Here is a 21,785-nt window from a genome sequence, read left to right on the forward strand (position 1 = left end):
GGCTATCTTAATAGACTCATAAGGATAAATTGTGCTGAGATCCACTATAATCTGATCTTTTTTAATCTTTTCAAACAATCCATTAGCTTCAAAGAAAATAGATTCTACTGCTCTAGAATCAGTCAACATCAAAAATATAAGATCAGAGTACTCTGCTACGCTTGCAGGGCTATTTAACAATTTAGCCCCCAGCTCTTTCAGTTCTTGAGCCTTCGCCTGCGTTCTATTGTACACGTTCAATTTCAATCCTGAGCTAATCAGGTTTTTGCAGATCGGAAGTCCCATCTTTCCAAGCCCAATAAAACCAATGCTATTCATCTTGTTTACCTTCTCGCGCAATATTTTGCTAACCTTGCCAGATTTAACCAATATAATTTAGATCGTCTTTCTTTTCTGACTTTGCTTCCATCTGTTGCTGAAATTTAGTGGTCAGCTCGTTCATGGTACTTATTCTCTTATCCAACCCGGCAAAATCAATCTTAAGCTTTAAATCTTTAACAAGGATCTCAACTATCTTTTTCGCACTTTTTGAATCTGAAAAATAGCCGGATGTTTCGCCCATTAAGCACACTCCATTCATATTGAAGAAATTAGAACCGATTCCCAGCAACAATCCTGCAGCACCTACTATTCCGTTACTGGGCTCACCTTCTGAAAATATCATATTATATTTTTTAAATTTTTCTACCAATTCTATACTTGTAGCTGCGCCAAAAGTTCTTGGTTCCTCTACTAATTGCCCCATTCCATAGCCGCCGAGTGTGTATAGCAATTTTACATTATATTTTTTTACATAATTGAGAATTTCGTAAGACAGTTCAAACTGCCCTTCGTTTGAAAGCCCCTGATAATCACCGATCAAGAAAATTATATCATTTTTTTTGTTGGTTTTTTTATAATATAATTCATTTTTAACAAGGTATACTGTTCCATCATCATTAATTAAGATCTGTGGCGGGAAATATTTTGAATATATTTCCGCAAATTTCTCTGCGTTTAATTGATCCAGCAAATATTCTATTGCAATCTTGCCAACATTGCCTACTCCCGGTAACCCTTCAATTAATATTGGATCTTTTAATCTTGGTTTTTTTAGTTCTTTTATCATAACATTATCCATATTATCCACCTTCATTATTTTTTGTGATTAGTCTTCTATATTTTCCATATTTATCTTCTGGAGAGAATCTGAGTGGTATGCTCATCACCGTTTTTTCACCACATTTATCACAGACCTCTTTAAGTGTATAAGTACCGCATTTGATGCATTTTCTTATCTTAGAGTTCATTGCTCAGTCCACCTTTCTTATAAGTTCGGCGGTTCCACCATTATCTTTAATATATTTAATGGTTTCATTTGTATATTTTTTTAAAGTTTCTTCTCCGATTTTAAAGTTATCTGCTTTAACGTTTATCCTGTATTTTGGTGCACCTATATACTGTACTGTAATGCCCTCATCCGGATTATTTAATAGAGCCAGTGCCTTTTTAATTAGATCAATTCCATCTTTTGACTTTACTGTAATATTTAAATAAGCAATAATTTTAACGTACGTAGGCGTGATGTTCTCTCTTGCAACTTTTACAAACTCAGGTACCCAATCTCCACTGAACCCGTCTTCTGTTAAAGCATTTTCATTCAAAGATGCTTCTTCAAATGCGCCATATAAAGATCCATACTTTTTGCTAAGCTCTTCTTCATAGGTTTCTAAGAACTCTTCTTTAGTTATATTTAATCGCTCAGCCACGATCTCTACTAGCTTTTCTGCTTTCTGTTCATTTTTAAATTCCTGAACTTTCGTACGTTTTTGATGATCATTTACTCTTTTTAACGAAAGATCTACATGCCCTTTAGAGGGAGTTACATTCATTACTTGACATACGATCTTTTGCCCTTCTCGAACATAGTCCCTAATATACTTAACCCACCCTGACGATATCTCAGTAATGTGTACAAATCCGATCTTGTCTGGATATTCATCTAACTTTACAAATGCACCATAATCTTTCACAGAGTCAACAGTGGCAATGACCAGTTCTCCTACCTCAGGAAAAGCTCTTTTTTTCATTCAAATTCTCCCACTATTTCTCCTTTTATCTCAAACTTTCCGCCTGTAGGCCTGGCCAGTACACCACCACAAATATTGCATTTTACTTCGATGCTACCTCTTGAATAAGTGATCTGCTCATTGCCACAGTCCGGACATTTTATCTTTATAAACTTTTTTTCTTTGTTTTTAAATTTCTTAAACTCTATTTTTTGTTCTTGATTTTCCATTATTTCACCTCAACGAGCTCAAATTTCTTAGCTCTCCAAGACGGAGAATTATTTGCTTTTTTACAAACTGTACATCTATACCTAATATTTATTCTCTTTGTTGGTTTTTCACGGCCTTCAAATTTAGGCCTAGGAAAACCTCCATACCCAGCCGTAGCTCTTCTAAATCGGCGTTGACCCCAATTCAGCTCACTAGGCTTTCGTTTTTTTACTCTCTCAACTTCCTGGATAGTATGTTTTTTGCATGTTGGGCAATATCTTTTGATTTTGTTTGGCATATTCATTTTCTATTCACCATTTTACTAATTTATATTATCTGCTCTCATATCCACATACTATTCTTTTATTTAAATATTTTTTAAATTGACAGAGTAAATATGCATTGGCAAACTATAAATGCGCTTTTTAGCTTTTGCTATTTCTTAAAAATATAAAATTTGTATCTTTTTGCCATTGTTTTGTTGAAAATCTTAGAAGATCGTTAATATGGCTCAAAAAATATGATCTGCAAAGTGCTTTATTCAAATAATTTTCTGTTATAGGTTTCTTGTCATATTGAATAAGGGTAGCTTCTCATGTTTGCCAGTGTCTTTTTCTTATAAATTTACATAATATTAAAATATTGATTGTGCATTATTTTGGCTGAAATAAAAGCTCTAAAATGAGTGTAGGCTTTATGATCAAATTGATAGTTATGGATCTGGAGGAAGATGATCCTAAAAAGTGTACGGCTAAGAGATTATCCAAATTTAATCTGGTAAAGTTAGTTAACAATTCGCATTTTATGCCAAAAAACGCTGTTATACTATCACCGCTTTCTAAAAAAGTAATATCAATAGAAGACAAAGAACAAATAAAAAGATATGGGTTAGTAGCCATTGACGGATCTTGGAAGAATATTGACAGAATATTTGAAACAGTCACTGGAAATTTAAGAGCATTGCCATATTTGGTTGCGGCTAACAATGTAAATTATGGAAAGCCATATATACTAAGCACAGCAGAGGCTCTTGCAGCAGCACTGATAATTATTGGAGAAGAAGAGCAGGCACTGCAAATATTAAACAAATTTAAGTGGGGCAATACTTTTTTAATTTTAAATAAAGAGCTTTTGCAAGAATATAAAAACAGTAGCAGTAGCATTGAGATTATAGAAAAACAGAAACTGTTTATGTGACTTTTTATTTCTAAGATTTTTCAGAAATATTAAAGTATTGGAAAATTATATTTACTAGAAATGGAAAAAATAAGCATAAGATCAAAAATACTGATACATCTTTATGAATTCAGAAATCTAAAAGACCGGTATCAATACCCAATGGAGATCACGCAAGAAGGCATAGCTAACGCAATGCACAGCATTGTTTCGCATATACCACGGGAAATCAATAAGCTTATAGAGCTAGGTTATGTAGAAAGAAAAAAAGGCAGAGTAATAGGAAAAGACAAAAAACTATCCGTTTACTTTCTCACCTATAACGGTATTGAAGAATCTTTAAAAATAATGGATAAGATCAAGGAAGAGATAGTTTCAATAGATAATGAAAAGAAGAGCATTAAAGAGCTCAGTGATAACAGAAAAGATCTATCGCTTATTGAGATAATAGACATGGCCCAAAAAAATGAAATAATTGAGAAATTTGAGCCTAAAATAGAAAAAACAAAATTTTTAAAGTTTTATGAGATAAAGTTAGAGCAGGAAACATTGGTTGACAGAAAAGATGAACTTGAGTATCTGAGAATATGGCTAAATAGCAAAATATCTTTTTTGGTGATAATAGGCAGTAAAGGATACGGCAAAACTGCGCTGATAAAAAATTTTGTAAGCAATATAGAAGATTATAATATTCTATTCTTGAACTTTTATAACAACAGAACATTTTTAAATTTTAGAGTTACTGTTGAAAAAGTTTTAAATTTAGATCCTGGAGACTTTAAAAAAGGGTTATTAAGTTACTGCACTAAAAACAGGCTTTTGATGATCATAGACAGTTATTTTCTGGTGGATGAAGAGACCGTAGACTTTTTTAACAACCTTGTCGAATCAGATCTCGGAAGCTCTAAAATTATTGTAATAATGCGTGAAGATACACCTTACTACAACCGTTTTTATGATTATACGATCGTGGATAAAAACGTGTTAGAATTAAAGATCAAAGGTCTTGATATAAAGCATACTGCCGAATTTTTAGGAAAAGAAATTAATGAAAAACTGGAGCAGATTTATAAATTTACAAAAGGAAATCCTTCCATTTTAAAGCTTTTAAAAGAAAAAGACGAAAAAAAGTTGAGAGAAAACACTAATTTTACTCCAGAGCAGATTAAGCTACTGTTATTTTTGAACTCTTGAACCTTTAAAGTATTGGCAGTAACCTTCTTATTTCCCACTCAGTTACCTCTGAACGATATTCTTCCCACTCTTTTCTTTTCACATGTAAAAAGTGCTCGAATATATGATCTCCAAGTGTCTCTTTTATCAGTGTGCTTCGTTCCATGAACTCGAGAGCTTCCCCCAAGCTTCCAGGTAGCATATCTATGCCTAGGTCTTCACGCTCTTTTTTTGTGAGCTTGTATATATTTTTCTCTACCGGTGCAGGAGGCTCTATCTTCTCTTCAATGCCTTTCAATCCGGCTCCCAGCATCACTGCAAACTGCAAATATGGATTGCCTGCAGGATCAGGGTTTCTCAGCTCCAGCCTCTTTTTCAAGCCACTGCCTGCTGGTACTCTTACAAGCGCGCTTCTGTTTTTGTTTGCCCATGTTATGTACACTGGTGCTTCATACCCGGGAACGAGCCTTTTATATGAGTTTACAGATGAAGATAACACTGCAACGATCTCTCTAGAATATTTTAGCAGTCCTCCAAGATAGTGCATAGCAGTTTCAGATAACTGATATTTTGCATTTTCATCATAAAATACATTGCTTTTTCTGTCCAGACTCATTAGACTCTGATGTACATGCATTCCACTGCCGTTTACTCCATATATTGGTTTTGGCATAAATGATGCAAACAATCCATGCTCCAGCGCGATGGTCTTTATCGCTGCCTTCAGAGTCATAATACGATCAGCGGTAGTCAAAGCATCTGAGAACCTGAGATCTATTTCGTGCTGTCCTGGTGAAGCCTCATGATGTGCGGCTTCAGGGTCATAGCCTATCATATCAAGATATTCCAGAATTTTCTTTTTTACCTCTTCTGCCTGATCTATAGGAGTATAGTCAAAATATCCACCATGATCGTTCGGAATTACTGTTGGTTCATTTTTTTCATTGAGTTTAAACAGGAAAAACTCAAATTCAGGGCCTGTAGCAAACGTATACCCCAATTTCGAAGCTTTAGAAAGCATCTTTTGCAATGCATATCGCGGGTCTCCCACAAACCTTTCACCGGAAGAAGTATATACATCACATATGATTCTTGCAGTTTTTCCGTTATGGTACCATGGCAGTATTAAAAAAGTGTTTAAATCTGGAGCTCCGCGCATATCTGATTCATCAATAGTAGTGTAACCAAGAACACTGGATCCATCAAAAAGCACACCGTCATCCATCGCTTTGTCAAATTTAGAGCTTGGAACGATTACTGTTTTCACAGCGCCTATTATGTCCATAAACTGCATCTGCAAAAACTTTACGTTCTCTTTTTTTATTATTTCTGAAACTTCTTCTCTTTGCATATGAAAAATAACACATCGATGTATAAAAATTTTTCTTAGAAAATCGCGTGAGCATTAAAACAGAATGACAATATCTAATAACTATAATAAATTTTATGATTATAGCTCGATTTCTAACTTACATCATAAAAATCTCGTTAAATTCAAATAGTTTATCTTTGTCTTTTAATTTTTTATATTCATTTTTTAAAAAGAAGTCTTCAAAATTGTTCATAATTATGTATATTACGAGCTCATGAATAAACATTTCTATTACTGAGTATAGTAAAAAACCCAGTAAACAAGTAGGTTTTTAGAATTTGTCAATGTATATAATTTTGGATTTAGCTATAACAAGTTAGATATAACAATTATAAACTTCTTTGTACTATCCCTCACTATGAAAGATGAAAAGTCATTAAATGGAGGAAAAATTATAGCGAATTTTTTAAAGAAAAATAATGTAGAATATGTCTTCACATTAACTGGACATACTATCCTTAGCTTGTATAATGAGCTTAAAGAAACAGATATCAGAATGATATCTGTAAGGCATGAACAGATAGCTGCACATATGGCAGATGGTTATTTTAGGGCCACACATAAACCCGGTGTAGTAATTACACATGTTGGGCCTGGTCTTTTAAATGCTGCTACTGGAGTGGCCACTGCTGCATTAGACTCAAGTGCTCTTTTAGTTATATCCGGAGATGTACCATCAATTTATGAAGGTGCTGGTCCACATCAAGAGCTCAATATGTTTACAGATCTGTCTCAATATATGGTTTATTTTCCATTTACTAAGAGGGCAACGAGAGTAAATTCTGTCGAAAATATAGAGCGAATATTAGATAGATCATTATCATTAGCACTTTCAATGCGCCCAGGACCTGTACTGATTAGTGTACCTATGCAAATATTTAACATGAGCACTGAAAAACATAATATGTTCACAGATGAGCATACTTTAAATAGCGAACGAATTTTGCCATCAATGGATAATATTGATAAAGCAATTGAAATAATATTATCATCTCATAAAATACTAATACTTGCTGGTGGCGGAGTTAGGTTATCTGAAGCTGAAAAAGAGCTATTTAAATTATCAGAGATTCTTAAGGCACCAGTAGTAACTACCATGGGTGGCAAAGGCACATATCCAGAGTCAGATGAACGTAGTTTAGGATATCTCGGTGGGTGGGGTAATCCGTATGCTAATCAAGCGTCGCTTAATGCGGACTTAATAATTGCTCTTGGTTGCCGATTCGGAGAAGTCAATTCAAGTTCTTGGATAAATGGGTATACATTCGATTTTAGTAGAACAAAATTGATCAGGATAGATATTGATGAAAAAGAAAAATCAAAAAATTATTTTGAGCAGGTGTTTTTGCTGGGAGATGTAAAAGAAACCCTTTCAGTTTTAAATGAAAAACTAAGCAGTAAAAAATCAGATTTTAAAATTGCAAATAATGCTTGGTATAAAGAATATAGTGATGGACTAAAAGAATACTATGAAAATTTTATGAACACAAAAAATGATACAGAAAAATTAAGACCAAACTTCATAATAAAAGTTCTGCAAGAAATAATAAATAAATATCCAGAAACTTCTTTGATAACAGATGTTGGATGGAGTAAAAACGGAATTGCCCAATATTTCAGAATTAATGAAGCTATGAATTTTATAACCCCTGGGGGATTGGCAACAATGGGTTTTGCACCTCCGGCAGCATTAGGATTTAAATTAGGGGCACCAGATAGAAAAGTTATAGCAGTTGTAGGAGATGGTGGGTTCACTTCTACTATTTCATCCCTTTTTACTGCAGTTCAGTACAAGATACCAGTTACATTCCTTGTAATGAATAACTATAGTTTTGGGACCATACAGGGTTTACAGAGAGGTTATTTTTCTAAAAAGTTTATAGGGACTGCATTTTATGGAGCTAATGGGCAACTTTATAACCCTGACTTTTCCAAGATTGCTGAAGCTTCTGGCGCTATAGGTTATGATGTAACTGATCCAGAAACTTTGTTTAAAGTTGTTGAAGATTCTATAAATAGTGAAAATGTCACAGTCATAAACATTCCAACTGAGTTAGAACCAGATGTACCGATTACTGGCCATTGGTCTATAACTGATTTATATAATGGCAAGATAAAGTACATGTATGATGATAAATGAGATGAGAAGATGGATGCACATTCATATATAAATGGAAAATTTTTAAAAAGAGAGCTTACCAAAAAAACTATTAACCCGGCAACCTTAGAAACGGTCGCTGGGTATTCTATTGCATTTAAAGAAGACATAGAGAATTCTATAAACATTGCTCAAAAGGCTTTTGAACTCTGGAGTAAAATAAATGTTACAGATCGTGGTTTGATTTTAAAAAAAGTTGCAGATCTAATAGACTTAAAGAGAAGAGAGATCGCAGAATTAATAACAAGAGAGGAAGGAAAAACAATAAGTGAATCTTTAAATGAAGTAAACAATGCTTATAAAATACTTTATTATTATTTTGGAGAATCCAGAAGAGTTACATCATATCTTGTTCAAAGTGAACAAAATGATGTTTTGGCTTCGACGATCAGAATGCCATTAGGTATTGTTTATGTAATTACCCCATTTAACTCTCCATTTTCAATTCCATTCTGGAATATAGCTCCTGCATTATTACATGGAAACTCAGTGCTCTTTAAGCCATCACACATAACTACAGGTGTAGGACACATGATCTCTTTATTATTTGATGAAGCAGGAATTCCACCCGGCGTGTTTAATACAATTATTGGCAATGCAGACTTGATTTCCAATACTATTTTGAATGATAAAAGGGTTCAACTTGTTGCGTTTACAGGTGGCACAGAGACAGGAGATAAATTATCTGTTCTAAATGGAAAATACAAAAGAAGACAGATTTTAGAGCTGGGCGGAAAAGACCCTGCAATTGTACTTTCAGATGCAAATTTAGAACTTGCAGTTTCTAGCTTGCTGTTTGCATCTTTTAGCAATGCAGGTCAAAGATGCACTGCTGGTTCTAGAATAATTGTAGAGGAAGGAATTGAAAAAGAGTTTATAGATAAATTTACATTTCACGCTAAGAAAATAGTTGTTGGCAATGGCTTAGATCCAAATGTTAGAATGGGCCCTGTGGCTGGAGAAAACCAGTTTCAAAAAATAAAATCATATATTGAGAGAGCTTGTGAAAAAGGTCTAAATATTAAATTAGGTAAGTGCAATTATGATGAAACTCCAAACGGATATTTTATTTACCCTACTATATTCGTGAATGTTGACAAAGATGATGAATTGTTTAAGGATGAAATATTTGGCCCGATTGTTTCTATTGTAACTGCCAAAAATTTAGATGAGGCTATTGATTTGGCAAATTATACGAAATATGGATTGGTATCTGCTATCTATACTAAAGATATAAAATCTGCATTCAGGGCTATTAATGAAATTGATTCCGGAGTAACTTTTGTAAATCAGGGACCAACAGGAATAGAATACTCACTTCCATATTTAGGGCATAAAGAATCTGGATTTGGAGAAGAATTGGGGCTCACATCAATTATGAATTATACCAAAACCAAAAGTGTTTACATCGATTATTCTTATGACAAAAGATCATTTTTCTGGTAAAAATTTCAATAGCTAATCTTTATTTTTTAGACTTACTCATACTAATTTGTTTTCTTGCAGTTACTATGAAAAAGTTCTTTTACTTTAATCATGTTTTCTGTACAAATTTATTTCTGAAAAATATTAGTTTTCTGTTTTTAATCTGGCATCAAGATAAAGTTTTATCTTTCAATTGACTTTAGGAACTAATCAAACAAAGATAATAGTATTTTTTTCTCTGCATTTCTTATGTGGTATAATACTGTTGGCTTAGAAACCTTAAAGCTTCTTGCAATATTTGAAAGATCAACAACTCTGGGCCATTCAAAGTATCCATTTAACAGAGCTTTTTTTATTATCTTTTTTTCTGCATCACTTAGATAGGAAGTATACAAAACAGTATTTACTTTTTTTATTATATTACTAGTTAATTTGCCATTTGTAATTTTTTCATATTCAAAATTTTCTAGGTAATTTTTTGATTCTACTGTATTCAAAATAGTATCTATGTCCTTTTTTGAAAATAAAAACACTTGAAATGACTCGTATCCTTTTCCTGCAATAATAGGAAAAACAGGTATGCCACCATTTTTAATAATCGCGCCCATAATACCATGTGATTCTTTTACGCCAAAAATAAATGATAATCTTGCATCGCTGATTATTGAAAGTTGATTGAAATCTTTTCCTAATGCCTTTCTAATTTCAGGTCTATTTTTGCTTATTGTAAATGCTTCGATTGTATTTCTAGTTCCATAATTTATTACATTTAATGAAAAAATATTGTTATCTACATTATTTGCTGCCGTTGACAAGCCACAATTACTTTTTATCCTAAATGTCATGTAAAACATTATAAAAATGATTAGTATGTCTTCATATTAAAATTTTGCTTTAACCTATAGCGATAATATAATGCTGGATAAATAATATTTTTTATTCTATCTGTTATCGAAAATGTATATTACCGAAAATTTATTAAGTATAACCTATTTGGATTATACATGACTATTGTTGTGAGAAAAAAGAAAAATAAAAATGGAAAAGAGTACTACGATATGGTGGATGTGCGAAGAGTTAAGGGAAAAGTCAAGGTCAAGTATGTGGGATATCTTGGCAAGACTCCTGACTCTAAAAAGGAAATTGAATTAGGACAGATCTTGCCATACCTGGTCAGGCTTCTCAGCAAAGGGATAAGCCAGGAAGAGATTCGCGAGGTACTACAAAAAATTGGCATTAACTATGATCTAAAGCCTATTACCAGGATCATAATAGAGAATGATCTGAAACTGAAGAAAACGTTTTTGAAGATAAAATGAAAACAATCAAAGAGATCATATTTAAGACAGCGTTAACAGTATGCTCGGTTTGCAATACAACATCTGGTACTCTACAAAAGAGAGAGAAGAACACTGAGATCTACCGTGATGGGTGAATTTGTGGCGGTTCATAAACTAATGATCTGCAGAAGCTCGACTGATCTGTGTGATTAATATGAATACTATTTAAATGGACTACTGATCTCGAAGAACTTTTAGCCATGGAAGTAACCGATCTTTTAAATTGCTTAAATTGGAGGTTTATTATCAAAACAGAAGAAAATTGTGCTAACAGAAATTATAGATTTTCGGTAATATAGATCTCATTCTATGACAGAGATCTATAACATTAAAATTTAAAGATTTTCAAAAACACAAAACTCCAGTTATACAAATTTACAAAACATATAATAAAAAAGTACGGAGTGCGAAAAGAGCTGCTATTTGCAAACAATAAAGATTGCACAGTACTAAGGACAAATAACAGGAGAAACAATTTTTTCGGAAGATACGGAAAAATGTGAGAAAAAGGTTTGGTAACAAATCCACAGGAAGAGTATTGACAATGTTTCAGAACAAATGGAATGAGAAGTATGTGAACTTAATATTTAGAAAGGAGATATAGCATCAACATTTAGAAAATACATGGAATTGGTAACAAAGAAACGTATGAAAAAGCAAAATATTAAAGTCTGTGGATAAAGATATAAAAAAGATTATAACAGACTAACTTAAACAATATACAGTTAGAATTTATGGAACGAGCGTATGGTTCTGTGGATTTAGAAGAAATATAGAGATATTAATAAAAAAGTGTATAAATTCAGCAGCCAATTATTGCCAAATTAGAACACAATAATTTAATATGTTAGAGTATAATTATATAAGTACTATTTTATTTCCTCCATTAATGTTAGTTGATGATACTTTACGTGAAGGTTTACAATCGCCAGGCATGTCCTTTAAGATCGAAGAAAAATTAAAATTAGCAGAGCTTATCAGCAAAACAGGCATAAAGACTGCAATAGTTTCATATCCATCTGCGCATAGTTCTGAAATTATAGTTACCAAAGAGATACTAAAAAGGAAATATTTTTCAGAAGTTTTTGCCCTAGGAAGGACAATAATAGAAGATATAGACATTATCTATGATAGTGGTGCAAATATTTCATTACATTTACCTTTTGAAATAAAAAATAGTGAGAAAATTTTTGAGGCAATTAAATATGCTTCAAAAAAAGGTAAGCTTCTTGAAGTGGGTCTGGTAAATATAACAGAATACAATGAAACTGATTTAATAAAATTAGCAAAGAAAATAGAAGAAAATGGTGCTGATAGGATACAAATAGCAGATACTTTAGGTTCAGCTACCCCAAAATTTATCTATAAAATAATAAAGGGTTTAAAAGAGCAAGTATCTATTCCGATAAATGTTCACTGTCACAATGATGTGGGGTTAGCAGTTACAAATGCAATTTCAGCAATTGATGCTGGTGCAAATTTTGTAGACACAACAATTTTTGGCATTGGAGAGAGAAATGGCATTGTTGATACTATTACGCTTTCTACACTTCTAATGAAAGAAGGGTACAGCATAAGAATAGATACTGATGCACTCTTAAAAGCATATGAATATTTAGAAAGTTTAATTTATGAAAAAATTGGTAATATAAGTTTTCTCAACAATTTTCCAATTTATGGAAAAAATACTAGAATAAGTACGGCAGGAACTCATGCTGCCTTTGAAAATGTCTTTAAAAAAAATGAATACTCAATTAATGTTTATACTGGCAGAAATATGATTAAAAATATTTTACAGAATAATAATATAAAGATAGATGAACAAAAATTAGCAACACTGGTAAAAAAAATTAAAGATGTAGTTGTGGAAACGGGTAAGGCATTAAATGAAAATGATATTATAAATATGGTAAGGGATTAAAATGGTAACCGTCATAGAAATTGGCCAAATTGTAGCTGGACCTACTGCAGGACTAATATTTTCAGACCTTGGATTTGAAGTAATAAAAATAGAGCAACCAAATAGGGGAGATATTTCAAGGCATTTAACAGAATCTAGCAGTGGAGCTTTTCCTTTTTACAATAGAAATAAAAAAAGCATGACTCTGAACTTAAAAGAAGGTAGAGAAATTTTTCTAACGCTCATAAAGAAAGCAGATATTTTGATTGATAATTTAGCCGCAGGCGCAATGGAAAAATTTGATTTAGGATATGACATCCTCAAAGAGATAAATCCACTTTTGATATATGTTTCTATAAAAGGGTATGGCCATGGTCCTTATTCTAATAGGAATTCACTAGATTATCCTATAGAAGTTGAAACTGGAGTAGCTTACATGACAGGTCTTAACAATCTTCCAATGAGATTGGGAGGCTCAATAATAGATATTGGTTCTGCTATGTTTGCTGTTATAGGAGCATTGAATGCTTTTATCAATAGAGAAAAAACAGGAAAAGGAGAGCATATTGAGATAGGTTTATTTGAAACGGCTCTGTTTTTTATGGGGCAGCACATTACAACTTACCAGATAAACAATTCACCATTAAAGCCAATAAACGAAGAAGGTTTTGCATGGGGCATATATGATTTCTTTGAAACAAAAGATCATAAAAAAATTTTTATTGGTATTACAACAGATAAACAGTGGCAAAAATTTTGTAGTGAATTTCAATTCGAATTATGTACTGATCATTTTTTAGAGAAAAATGAGAATAGACATGAAAAAAGACCAGAATTAATTCCTAAACTTCAATCGTTTATAAAAAAATTTGAGTTTGATGAACTAGTAAACAAACTAAATAATGTAAGTATAAGTTATGCAGTATTTAACAGACCATGGGACCTTTTACAAGATATACATGCAATTAAGAAATTTGTTGAGGTTAAGTATAAAGATAAGGATCTAAAAATACCAATTTCCCCAATCGGCAATATTGTTAATAAAAATCCACCAGAGTTAAGCGAACACACTGCAGAGATTTTAAAAGACCTGGGTTATTCTGATAAAGAAATAAATAACTTTAGAGAAAAAAATATTATCTAAATCATATCTTGCGATCATGGAAAATTTTGGATATCACAATAAGATTCTGAGAATTGATCTAACCAACGAAAAAATAGTATCAGAAAGTATTGGAGATGATATTTTAAAAAAGTTTGTAGGCGGCACAGGTTTAGGTGCCAAATATCTTTATGAAGAAGTACTACCTGGAACTTCTTGGGACAGCCCAGAGAATAGAATTATAATTGCATTAGGGCCCTTGAGTGGTTCCATAGTGGGTGGAACAGGATCGATAGCAATAGTTACGAAGGGGCCTATGACAGATGGTGCTGTTGACACTCAAGCAAATGGATTCATGGGCGCATTTTTAAAGTTTGCTGGTTACGATGGAATGATAATAATGGGAAGAGCTGAAAAATGGAAATATCTCTTTGTTTCCCAAGATTATGTGGATATAAAAAATGCAGAGCACCTCCTTAGCATGGACACATACCAAACAGAGGATGCTATCAAAATAGAAATAGGTGGAAAAAAAGAGCTTTTAAGTGTCTTTAGTATTGGACCGGCTGGAGAGAGGCTGGTAAAGTTTTCGGCGCTTATAGGAGATCGTGGTCATGTAGCATCTAAGGGCGGCGTAGGCGCAGTATTTGGCTCAAAAAAATTAAAGGCAATAGTAGTAAAGAGGGGTGAAAAACTTGTAAATTATAAAGATCCTGAAAGGCTAAAAAGTGCCTCGCTGAATTTATACAACCAGGTAATGAAAACGGTTTCTGCAGACTTTTCAAAATGGGGCACACAATCAGGATTCGTAAATTATGCAAAAATTGGCTGGCTACCGGTAAAAAATTACAACAATGTTGATGCTTTCCCCCTAAATATGGCGGAAAAGTTAAGTGGCCAGTATACTAGAACACACTTTGAGCATAAAATTAAGACATGTTGGGGATGCAGAATTGCGCACAATAGATATGTTAAATTAAGCGATGGAGATTACAAAAATGAATGGATAGAAGAACCTGAATATGAGGCAGTTGCAGCATTTGGTCCGCAGATCCTTGTAGACGATCCTAAATCAGTTTTTGAAATTGCTACCTTAGTTGATAAATTAGGACTTGATGCTAATGAATCTGGATGGATGTTAGGCTTTATAATGGAATGCTATGAAAAGGGAATTTTGAAAATACAGGATCTAGGCGGAATAAATGCGGAATGGTCTAATGCTGAATCTGCAAAGAAATTATTGATAAAAATAGTAAATAGAGAAGGAATGGGTAATTTATTTGCTGAAGGCGTGAAAGCTGCATCAATGGCATTAGGTACAGAGGCAAAGAATATTGGAATATATACATTAAAAGGGGTAGTTCCGAGGGGGCATGATCATAGAAATAGATGGTATGAGCTTTTTGATAATTGTATGACCAATACATCAACATTGGAATCACAAGGTGGCTCATTGGCTGGGGAATTAATGGGGTTTGAAAAAATTGAAAATAAATTATCTGTAGACATCGCAAGGATGAATGCAAGATACAATGGCTGGCATATATTCGAAAATTCACTTGTAATTTGCAGATTCAATACGATGGGTTTATACAATCCGCTGCTTGAAGCTGTTAACGCAACTACTGGCTGGGATCTAAAGCCTGAAGATATATTTACAATAGGTAAAAGAACAATTAATCTTCTTAGAGTTTTTAATTTTAAGCATGGTTATGATCCAAATCTTGAAAAACCATCTCCCAGATATGGAAGCATACCAAAATTCGGCATAGGCAAGGATCTTTCTTTTATGGATAATTTGGATAAAATGACCAGAATTTACAGGCAAGAGATGGGCTGGGACATTGAAACTGGTAAGCCATTACCTCAAACCTTAAAGGACCTTGGATTAGATTTTATAAAACTATAAAATCATTTTAAAGTTTTTCTATTTGTAAAAACGCTATGATATATAGCACTTTTATCAATTTTTCAAACTTATTATCTCTTACAATTTCTATAGTATGATTTATTGTTTTGAATATCTCTATCTTTTCATAACTATCTGCTTGTTTCTACTTTTTCTAAATTTTGCTGAAGAAACAATAAAAATAGAGAGATATTTGGAGAGTGTCAAGAAAAACAAAGTGTTCTTCAAAACTAAGATCTAGGTTAATATTTGTCATAGTGCTATTTCAAATAGATAAACCTTGTAACGATATAAAAATTATCAGAATGAATATTGGAATGATGATAATTCTTAATCATTGTATATAAAAATTTTTAATATGTTATATATTATGTTTATATAATACTTTTAAAATTGAGATAAGTATGATAAACAGTGACAAGCCTTCTGATCAAACAGCAGTAAAGAAAATAGGGAATATTAGATGGACTATCGTTTTATTGATGTTTGCAATTATAACTTTTGACTACATAGATAGGGGTGTAGTTACAGTTGCTATGCCAGTGTTGACCAAAGAATTCAATTTAAGTCCTTATCTAGTTGCAATAATTGGCGATGGTTTTACCTATGGATATTTGATTATGAACCCAGTTGTTGGTTATATCCTTGATAAAAGTGGTACAAAAAAAGCTATAACTACCTTTGGAACTGCTTGGGGTGTAGTCCAAACAATAACTGCCGCCGCATTTTCAGCCTTTTATTTGGTTGGAGTGAGAATATTGCTTGGGATTACAGAAGCTGTTGGTTTTCCAGCAGTTACTAAAATTACTTCGAAATGGGTTGCCAAAAATGAGAAAGCAAAAAGCGCTACCATTCAAGATTCTGGTGTAAATGTAGGCAACGTTTTGGGTAGTTTATTAATGTTGTTGCTAGTAGGATTAGTAGCTTCTAGTTTAGCTTGGAGATTAGGATTTTTAATTAGTGGTATTCTAACAATTGCATTAATGATGATTTTAATCGTCGTGCTTGTAGATTCACCAGAAAAACACCCAAAAATTACAAAAGCAGAACTTGATCACATCTTACAAAACCAGAATGTAGAGGTTGAACAGTCAAAGACTAGCGTAAGTGATTGGTTTAAAAATCGTAGTTACTGGGGTTCTATGATGGGATTAGGCGCACAGGCGGGAGTATTCTTTGGACTATTTACATGGTTACCTATGTATCTTTCTTATGCTAGACACTTTTCATTGACTCTGACAATAACGTACACTGCTTTAATTTGGGGCTTTGGATTCATAGGCGAAATTATAGGTGGCTTTGTTATAGACTCTATTAATAAAAAACATGGTCCTAATGTAGGTATGAAGATTGGCTTTACAGTAAGTTCATTAGGCGTTTCTTTCGGGCTATTTGCCACTATTTTTGCAACTTCACCAATAGCTGCTGTAGAAACTCTTATGGTTACTTTTCTCTTCCTAAGATGGTCTGGAATACAATGGGCAGTTAGTTCATTTTTAGTGCCATCAAAATACGCTGGGCAATTTGGTGGGCACATCGGTTTTTGGGAAACACTGTGGGGTATTATAGTACCACTAATATTTGCAGCCACAGTAGCAACGACTAAAGCATATACTGAAGGTATGTATTTACTTGTCTTGGTCGGTTTAATATATTTCATTGGTACAGTCATTGTAACTACCTACAAACCTATGGAAAAACATATTGAAAAAGTCTCTACTTCTTAATCTTTTTTATTTTTTTTTTGAAACTATAATATCCTCAAATTAGTTTCCGTATCGTGAGCTCAAATACTTACATTTATTATGATATATATATATTCTCATCTTATATTGTCTAAATCTAAAATGGCCCAAACCAAGAACAAAAGGACATAAATTAAATACTTCCATTGAAAAGAAATCTGATCATAATAGATTATGATAGATGAAGATTAACTTTTTCTTTTTTGAAGAGTGGTAAATCTGGTATTATGAAAAGAACATTGAGAAAAGAAAAATATTTTTATTTTTAGATGAGCATCTAAAAGTTAAAGAGTTAAAGATCATATGATGTTCTTTCTTCTTCTATGAAAAAAGTTTACTTGATTAACAGAACTCACCACATTGCAAAAATTATTCTATTATAGTTTCTAGTAATAATAGATTCTGGAGCTATTCATTTCAGTTTCATAATCAATAAAAATGCTATAAGAGGGCCAATAGAAAGCGAAATAAATGCAATGGTAACATTTTCAGTAAAGGCAATTATATAACCAATTATTATTGGTACAATTATTGAACTTGGTTGAGATATAAGATTTGCAAGGCCCATTGATGTTGCTTCTTTACCTTTTGTAATTTCTGAGATATATGTATCAAGAGGTGTTTTGTAACCAAAAGCAATAAAACCTAAAATAAATGAGAATAGATAAAGGCTAGATACGGGTAAAAATGAGTAAATAGCGAGCATCACAAAAAAAAGGATCAAGAAAATCTTGGAAATTTCTTCTCTTTTTTTAAACATATCTGAAATAAATCCAATTGTAAACACAGAGATTAAACCGCCAATGGCAAATATTCCTGTAATTACTCCAGAATCGATTAAACTAAGATGAAAATAATAGTGCACAAGCAAGAATAAGTATGTTGAAGTACCCCACATACCCCAAAGACCAAAAAATTTTACCAATGATGCAATTATGGATTTAATATTAATTGATTCTTTCGTACTATAAAATGAGGTATTTTTAATAAAAAAGAATGGTATTCCAACAGTCAGAGTAAATATAGAAATGTAAACATAAATTAACTGCCATCGATACTGACTAAGGTAAGATGGTAATATAAAACTAGATAAAAAAAGAACTATTGGTCCAGTGGTATTAAGAATACCAATGGCAGTTGCTCTGTAATATTCAATCCTATCCGATATTAATTTAATTGCTCCTGTATATGTAGGCGTGGCTGTCACACCAATCAATACTATTAAAATTATTGCATCTGTAAAATTTGTAACAAAAGTAAATAAAAATATTAACAATGAAAGAAATAACATAGAAATACCTATTACTCTATAACCGTATTTGTCAACAAAATGATTCATTGGCAAACTAAAAATTACGTAACCTACAAAAAATGATGATAGAATTACTGATGACAAAAAATAGTTAATGTGCAAATAATCTGTAATTGGGATTATAGTAATGCTATAAACTAGCCTTATTAAGACAACAGGCAAAGATACAAGCCATGAAAAAACTATTATTATGAATGATATTTTTTTCATTTAAAGTTAATATAATCTTACTAAGTTTTTAATGTTGTTGTTATCTAAGATTATATTATTCAGTTCGTTTAAATCACTTAGGGATTTTAAGTCCACAATATTTGTAACAAATTTAGAGAAATCTTCCTGATGCTCTACTATAATATCCCTTGCAATAATAAAATCTGCAGGAGTGTAGATTATAGATCCTTTTACTGAAACTTCTCTTCGGATTAATAAGTCACTTGAAAATTTTAAATCATTAGTTCCTAATCCCGTTATGATAATTTCAGAGCCTGATGCTACAAGTTCCATTGCTTTCTCATATTTTTTAATGCTAGTATCATCGCTGACAGTATCTAAGATATTTACAGCATTTGTATTAGTCCCTATTGCTGATTCTATATCTTTAAATGCTTTGAATCCTAAACTATGTAATTTATCTATTTTTTCATCATATATTTCTACAATTCTTACCTCTTTAAACCCCAAATGTTTTGCACCAATGTATGCTAGAGCACCTGTACCTCCACCACCAAGAATAATTAAAGTCCTATTTTTAGATGAAAATCTATTTAATGCATGAACCCCAACCGCAGTAGGTTCTACAAAAGCTCCCAGCTCTTCGCGTAAGTTCAAAGGTAGCTTAATTGCAAATTTTGGATCAAGATCCAAATATTCAGATAGGCCACCGTCTACCAGAACTCCAATTATTGTTTTATTTCTACAAGTATTGTAGTTACCATGTATGCAATCAATACATTTTCCACAAAAATAGTTAGGTAAGATAGTAATTATATCGCCGGTTTTTAATCGTTCACCTGTCATATCAAAACCTTTTCCGTCTATTATTTTTCCTGAGAGCTCATGGCCAATCACAACAGGTTCATTTAATTTTCTATGCTTATTTACAAGTGATTTATCAGAACCACAAACTGAATAATACTTTGGTGAGAATCTTATTTTTCCATCCGATAATGGAGTATCGTTATCAATTATTTTTTTAAAGCTTCCATCTTTTTGATTAAATAATATTTTCCACAACTTGCATCACCTTTTAGTATATTTGACTCAATATTTTCGTTACTTGACTATATGAGAGTTGACCTGGTGCAGAACGTTTTCCAATATATGCAAAAACAATATCACTGCCAAATGCAACCGTAGATATTCTTGAAAGTTTTCCTGTATAACCCATCCCCATGCTTATTATTGGTTTTTTAAATGCAGCTCTAACTAAATATGTAGCTTGATCAATAACCAACAGATCTGAAATTTTTTTTATCATGGTTGCAAACTTCAGAATATCTGCATCGTATTTATTTTCATCTTCTATTACTTTTAACAAAAAATTCAAATCAGGGGTTTCATTAAAGTTATGATAAGACAATAATACACCTACATTTTTATTCTTTGCTTTTTTAATTACTTCCTTAAAATTTTCATTGATTTTAATACTACTAAGTTCAAAATCTATAATCGACGCACCATTTTCAATAGCTTCTGTATACCACTTAATTCTAGTATTATCATCCACAACCTTTGCTTGGGTACCTTTTTCACTTTCTTTATGAGATCTAAATGTAAAAATGTAAGGAATATCAATAGAATTTATTATTGAAAAAACATTTGTACCAATCGATTCATCAAATATAGAATCAAACCGTATTTCAATCAGTTTTATTTTTTTATTGAATTTTTTTATTTTTTCTATGCTTTTTTTATCTAATGAAACCACAGGAACGCATATTAATGGCTCATTACCAAGCTTTACTCTATCAAATGTTTTAGCCTCCTCAAGTTGATATCTTGATGCCATTTTGGATTTCCTCTGATTTAGTCCTTAGGTAACTCGCCAGGAGGAGTATAAATCCAGAGTAAAATCATTGTTTTTTTACTTGTATTTATATGTCTATGGTAAACTCCTTTAGGTATGAACATATAATCAAATTCCTTGAAATCTTTAAGCTCTTTATCACTTTCTACTTTTCCTGATCCCTGAATGATAAAATCTACCTCTTCAGATATTGGGTGATTATGGTAGGATGAAGATTCCCCAGGTTCAAAATAAGTAATGCCGCTCACAAAATATTCAGAATCACAGAGTTCTTTGTCTACTGTCCTAAAAACCTTTCTTATCTCTCCAGTTTTTGTGCCTAACCAAATTTTCTTTGAATCTATATGCGGATCAATAATTTTAACTTTCATAACTATGCACCTAATTATACTTTAATCTTATATAATATATTAATTTTCTATATAACATATTATATGAATAGAAAATTTATTATTTACACGTCCTGACAATTTCTAAAAAACTACTTGTTTAATGGGTTTTTTTACTATACTTAGTAACGAAATATTTATTCATGAGTTCGCAATATACATAACTATGAACAATTTTGAAGACTTCTTTTTAAAAGCCGTAACTCCTTAAATCTTAGGAAATATGTCGATCTCTATTTTTGAGATTAGGTTTTCTACCTTTTTTGGTATCTCACTATATGCTACTTTTCCATCCGTATTTTCCACTAAGTACACCTTTGACAATTCAATCAAAAGCTCATTTACTGACAGATCCTTTGTTAGCCCTGCTTTCTTTATGATATTCATTATTCTGAAATAAAGATACAAAGATACAAATGTTATGAAAAAATAACCTCTCAAAGCATCATCATCTTGCAAATATGTCTTGTCATTTTCCAGCTCGTTTTTCATTACATCAA

At 32.2% G+C, this 21,785-nt stretch carries 22 protein-coding genes; 9 read left to right on the plus strand and 13 right to left on the minus strand.

The genetic code is table 11. The features are described 5' to 3' along the window. The 6 genes from QXQ25_05840 to QXQ25_05865 all read right to left on the minus strand — a co-directional run. Positions 1–369, minus strand: a 369-nt coding sequence (locus QXQ25_05840) for an NAD(P)-binding domain-containing protein (protein MEM0161223.1), incomplete at its 3' end; no start/stop codon positions are given. Then, positions 362–1,120 carry a proteasome assembly chaperone family protein gene (locus QXQ25_05845; protein MEM0161224.1) on the minus strand — a complete coding sequence of 253 codons (759 nt, stop codon included), beginning with the start codon at positions 1,118–1,120 and terminating at the stop codon, positions 362–364. The genes QXQ25_05840 and QXQ25_05845, both read right to left, overlap by 8 nt. 1 nt (position 1,121) lies before the next feature. Next, a complete protein-coding gene (locus tag QXQ25_05850; GenBank protein ID MEM0161225.1) occupies positions 1,122–1,289 on the minus strand; it encodes an RNA-protein complex protein Nop10 in 168 nt (55 codons plus the stop codon). 3 nt (positions 1,290–1,292) lie between these two features. Then, positions 1,293–2,069 (minus strand): translation initiation factor IF-2 subunit alpha, encoded by a 777-nt coding sequence (locus tag QXQ25_05855; protein MEM0161226.1) that lies wholly within the window; start codon positions 2,067–2,069, stop codon positions 1,293–1,295. Beyond that, complete coding sequence (locus QXQ25_05860; protein ID MEM0161227.1) at positions 2,066–2,278, minus strand: 30S ribosomal protein S27e; 213 nt, start codon at positions 2,276–2,278, stop codon at positions 2,066–2,068. The genes QXQ25_05855 and QXQ25_05860 overlap by 4 nt, the downstream gene beginning before the upstream one ends. Beyond that, entirely contained in the window at positions 2,278–2,562 is a 285-nt protein-coding gene (locus QXQ25_05865; protein ID MEM0161228.1) for a 50S ribosomal protein L44e, read from the minus strand. The genes QXQ25_05860 and QXQ25_05865 overlap by 1 nt, the downstream gene beginning before the upstream one ends. A 392-nt stretch (positions 2,563–2,954) precedes the next feature. On the opposite strand from QXQ25_05865, the gene QXQ25_05870 reads away from it, so the two are divergent. Both QXQ25_05870 and QXQ25_05875 read left to right on the plus strand, forming a co-directional pair. Beyond that, positions 2,955–3,455 (plus strand): DUF367 family protein, encoded by a 501-nt coding sequence (locus tag QXQ25_05870; GenBank protein ID MEM0161229.1) that lies wholly within the window; start codon positions 2,955–2,957, stop codon positions 3,453–3,455. Between the two features lie 60 nt (positions 3,456–3,515). Further along, a complete protein-coding gene (locus tag QXQ25_05875; protein ID MEM0161230.1) occupies positions 3,516–4,628 on the plus strand; it encodes an ATP-binding protein in 1,113 nt (370 codons plus the stop codon). Between the two features lie 4 nt (positions 4,629–4,632). Here the strand turns inward: QXQ25_05875 and glnA are convergent, their stop codons facing one another. Beyond that, entirely contained in the window at positions 4,633–5,958 is a 1,326-nt protein-coding gene (gene glnA / locus QXQ25_05880) for a type I glutamate--ammonia ligase (protein MEM0161231.1), read from the minus strand. 379 nt (positions 5,959–6,337) lie between these two features. Between glnA and QXQ25_05885 the strand changes: the two genes are divergently transcribed. Both QXQ25_05885 and QXQ25_05890 read left to right on the plus strand, forming a co-directional pair. Then, complete coding sequence (locus QXQ25_05885; protein ID MEM0161232.1) at positions 6,338–8,119, plus strand: thiamine pyrophosphate-binding protein; 1,782 nt, start codon at positions 6,338–6,340, stop codon at positions 8,117–8,119. 9 nt (positions 8,120–8,128) lie between these two features. Then, entirely contained in the window at positions 8,129–9,583 is a 1,455-nt protein-coding gene (locus tag QXQ25_05890) for an aldehyde dehydrogenase family protein (GenBank protein ID MEM0161233.1), read from the plus strand. A gap of 185 nt (positions 9,584–9,768) precedes the next feature. Here QXQ25_05890 and QXQ25_05895 read toward each other — a convergent pair whose 3' ends face one another. Continuing rightward, the gene (locus QXQ25_05895) at positions 9,769–10,416 is read right to left on the minus strand and encodes a helix-turn-helix domain-containing protein (GenBank protein MEM0161234.1); all 648 of its coding nucleotides are present in this window, start codon (positions 10,414–10,416) and stop codon (positions 9,769–9,771) included. A 150-nt stretch (positions 10,417–10,566) separates the two neighbouring features. On the opposite strand from QXQ25_05895, the gene QXQ25_05900 reads away from it, so the two are divergent. The 5 genes from QXQ25_05900 to QXQ25_05920 all read left to right on the plus strand — a co-directional run bounded on the left by QXQ25_05900 (position 10,567) and on the right by QXQ25_05920 (position 17,540). Then, a complete protein-coding gene (locus QXQ25_05900) occupies positions 10,567–10,881 on the plus strand; it encodes a hypothetical protein (protein ID MEM0161235.1) in 315 nt (104 codons plus the stop codon). A 910-nt stretch (positions 10,882–11,791) separates the two neighbouring features. After that, the gene (locus QXQ25_05905) at positions 11,792–12,823 is read left to right on the plus strand and encodes a hypothetical protein (protein MEM0161236.1); all 1,032 of its coding nucleotides are present in this window, start codon (positions 11,792–11,794) and stop codon (positions 12,821–12,823) included. Between the two features lies 1 nt (position 12,824). Next, complete coding sequence (locus QXQ25_05910; protein ID MEM0161237.1) at positions 12,825–13,946, plus strand: CaiB/BaiF CoA-transferase family protein; 1,122 nt, start codon at positions 12,825–12,827, stop codon at positions 13,944–13,946. Positions 13,947–13,962: 16 nt separating this feature from the next. Beyond that, positions 13,963–15,813, plus strand: a complete 1,851-nt coding sequence (locus tag QXQ25_05915; protein ID MEM0161238.1) for an aldehyde ferredoxin oxidoreductase C-terminal domain-containing protein — start codon at positions 13,963–13,965, stop codon at positions 15,811–15,813. Positions 15,814–16,217: 404 nt separating this feature from the next. Beyond that, the gene (locus tag QXQ25_05920; protein MEM0161239.1) at positions 16,218–17,540 is read left to right on the plus strand and encodes an MFS transporter; all 1,323 of its coding nucleotides are present in this window, start codon (positions 16,218–16,220) and stop codon (positions 17,538–17,540) included. Positions 17,541–17,970: 430 nt separating this feature from the next. On the opposite strand, the gene QXQ25_05925 is transcribed toward QXQ25_05920, so the two are convergent. From QXQ25_05925 to QXQ25_05945, 5 genes are all read right to left on the minus strand, one after another. Further along, positions 17,971–19,080: an MFS transporter gene (locus tag QXQ25_05925; protein ID MEM0161240.1), complete on the minus strand. Its 1,110-nt coding sequence runs from the start codon at positions 19,078–19,080 to the stop codon at positions 17,971–17,973. Positions 19,081–19,086: 6 nt separating this feature from the next. Further along, the gene (locus QXQ25_05930; protein ID MEM0161241.1) at positions 19,087–20,103 is read right to left on the minus strand and encodes an alcohol dehydrogenase catalytic domain-containing protein; all 1,017 of its coding nucleotides are present in this window, start codon (positions 20,101–20,103) and stop codon (positions 19,087–19,089) included. A 13-nt stretch (positions 20,104–20,116) separates the two neighbouring features. Next, positions 20,117–20,878, minus strand: a complete 762-nt coding sequence (aroD, locus tag QXQ25_05935; protein ID MEM0161242.1) for a type I 3-dehydroquinate dehydratase — start codon at positions 20,876–20,878, stop codon at positions 20,117–20,119. A gap of 17 nt (positions 20,879–20,895) precedes the next feature. Then, positions 20,896–21,267: a cupin domain-containing protein gene (locus QXQ25_05940; protein ID MEM0161243.1), complete on the minus strand. Its 372-nt coding sequence runs from the start codon at positions 21,265–21,267 to the stop codon at positions 20,896–20,898. 225 nt (positions 21,268–21,492) lie between these two features. Next, positions 21,493–21,785 (minus strand): IS1634 family transposase (locus QXQ25_05945; GenBank protein MEM0161244.1); only part of this gene is annotated, 293 nt, incomplete at its 5' end.

The sequence above is a fragment of the Thermoplasmata archaeon genome (genome assembly GCA_038729465.1).
Taxonomy (GTDB): domain Archaea; phylum Thermoplasmatota; class Thermoplasmata; order Thermoplasmatales; family ARK-15; genus JAVRLB01.

Excerpts from the sequence above, each read along its gene's own strand:
- QXQ25_05845 (MEM0161224.1), bottom strand. The coding sequence starts at position 1,120 with ATGGATAATGTTATGATAAAAGAACTAAAAAAACCAAGATTAAAAGAT.
- QXQ25_05850 (MEM0161225.1), bottom strand. The coding sequence starts at position 1,289 with ATGAACTCTAAGATAAGAAAATGCATCAAATGCGGTACTTATACACTT.
- QXQ25_05855 (MEM0161226.1), bottom strand. The coding sequence starts at position 2,069 with ATGAAAAAAAGAGCTTTTCCTGAGGTAGGAGAACTGGTCATTGCCACT.
- QXQ25_05860 (MEM0161227.1), bottom strand. The coding sequence starts at position 2,278 with ATGGAAAATCAAGAACAAAAAATAGAGTTTAAGAAATTTAAAAACAAA.
- QXQ25_05865 (MEM0161228.1), bottom strand. The coding sequence starts at position 2,562 with ATGAATATGCCAAACAAAATCAAAAGATATTGCCCAACATGCAAAAAA.
- QXQ25_05870 (MEM0161229.1), top strand. The coding sequence starts at position 2,955 with ATGATCAAATTGATAGTTATGGATCTGGAGGAAGATGATCCTAAAAAG.
- QXQ25_05875 (MEM0161230.1), top strand. The coding sequence starts at position 3,516 with ATGGAAAAAATAAGCATAAGATCAAAAATACTGATACATCTTTATGAA.
- glnA (MEM0161231.1), bottom strand. The coding sequence starts at position 5,958 with ATGCAAAGAGAAGAAGTTTCAGAAATAATAAAAAAAGAGAACGTAAAG.
- QXQ25_05885 (MEM0161232.1), top strand. The coding sequence starts at position 6,338 with ATGAAAGATGAAAAGTCATTAAATGGAGGAAAAATTATAGCGAATTTT.
- QXQ25_05890 (MEM0161233.1), top strand. The coding sequence starts at position 8,129 with ATGGATGCACATTCATATATAAATGGAAAATTTTTAAAAAGAGAGCTT.
- QXQ25_05895 (MEM0161234.1), bottom strand. The coding sequence starts at position 10,416 with ATGTTTTACATGACATTTAGGATAAAAAGTAATTGTGGCTTGTCAACG.
- QXQ25_05900 (MEM0161235.1), top strand. The coding sequence starts at position 10,567 with ATGACTATTGTTGTGAGAAAAAAGAAAAATAAAAATGGAAAAGAGTAC.
- QXQ25_05905 (MEM0161236.1), top strand. The coding sequence starts at position 11,792 with ATGTTAGTTGATGATACTTTACGTGAAGGTTTACAATCGCCAGGCATG.
- QXQ25_05910 (MEM0161237.1), top strand. The coding sequence starts at position 12,825 with ATGGTAACCGTCATAGAAATTGGCCAAATTGTAGCTGGACCTACTGCA.
- QXQ25_05915 (MEM0161238.1), top strand. The coding sequence starts at position 13,963 with ATGGAAAATTTTGGATATCACAATAAGATTCTGAGAATTGATCTAACC.
- QXQ25_05920 (MEM0161239.1), top strand. The coding sequence starts at position 16,218 with ATGATAAACAGTGACAAGCCTTCTGATCAAACAGCAGTAAAGAAAATA.
- QXQ25_05925 (MEM0161240.1), bottom strand. The coding sequence starts at position 19,080 with ATGAAAAAAATATCATTCATAATAATAGTTTTTTCATGGCTTGTATCT.
- aroD (MEM0161242.1), bottom strand. The coding sequence starts at position 20,878 with ATGGCATCAAGATATCAACTTGAGGAGGCTAAAACATTTGATAGAGTA.
- QXQ25_05940 (MEM0161243.1), bottom strand. The coding sequence starts at position 21,267 with ATGAAAGTTAAAATTATTGATCCGCATATAGATTCAAAGAAAATTTGG.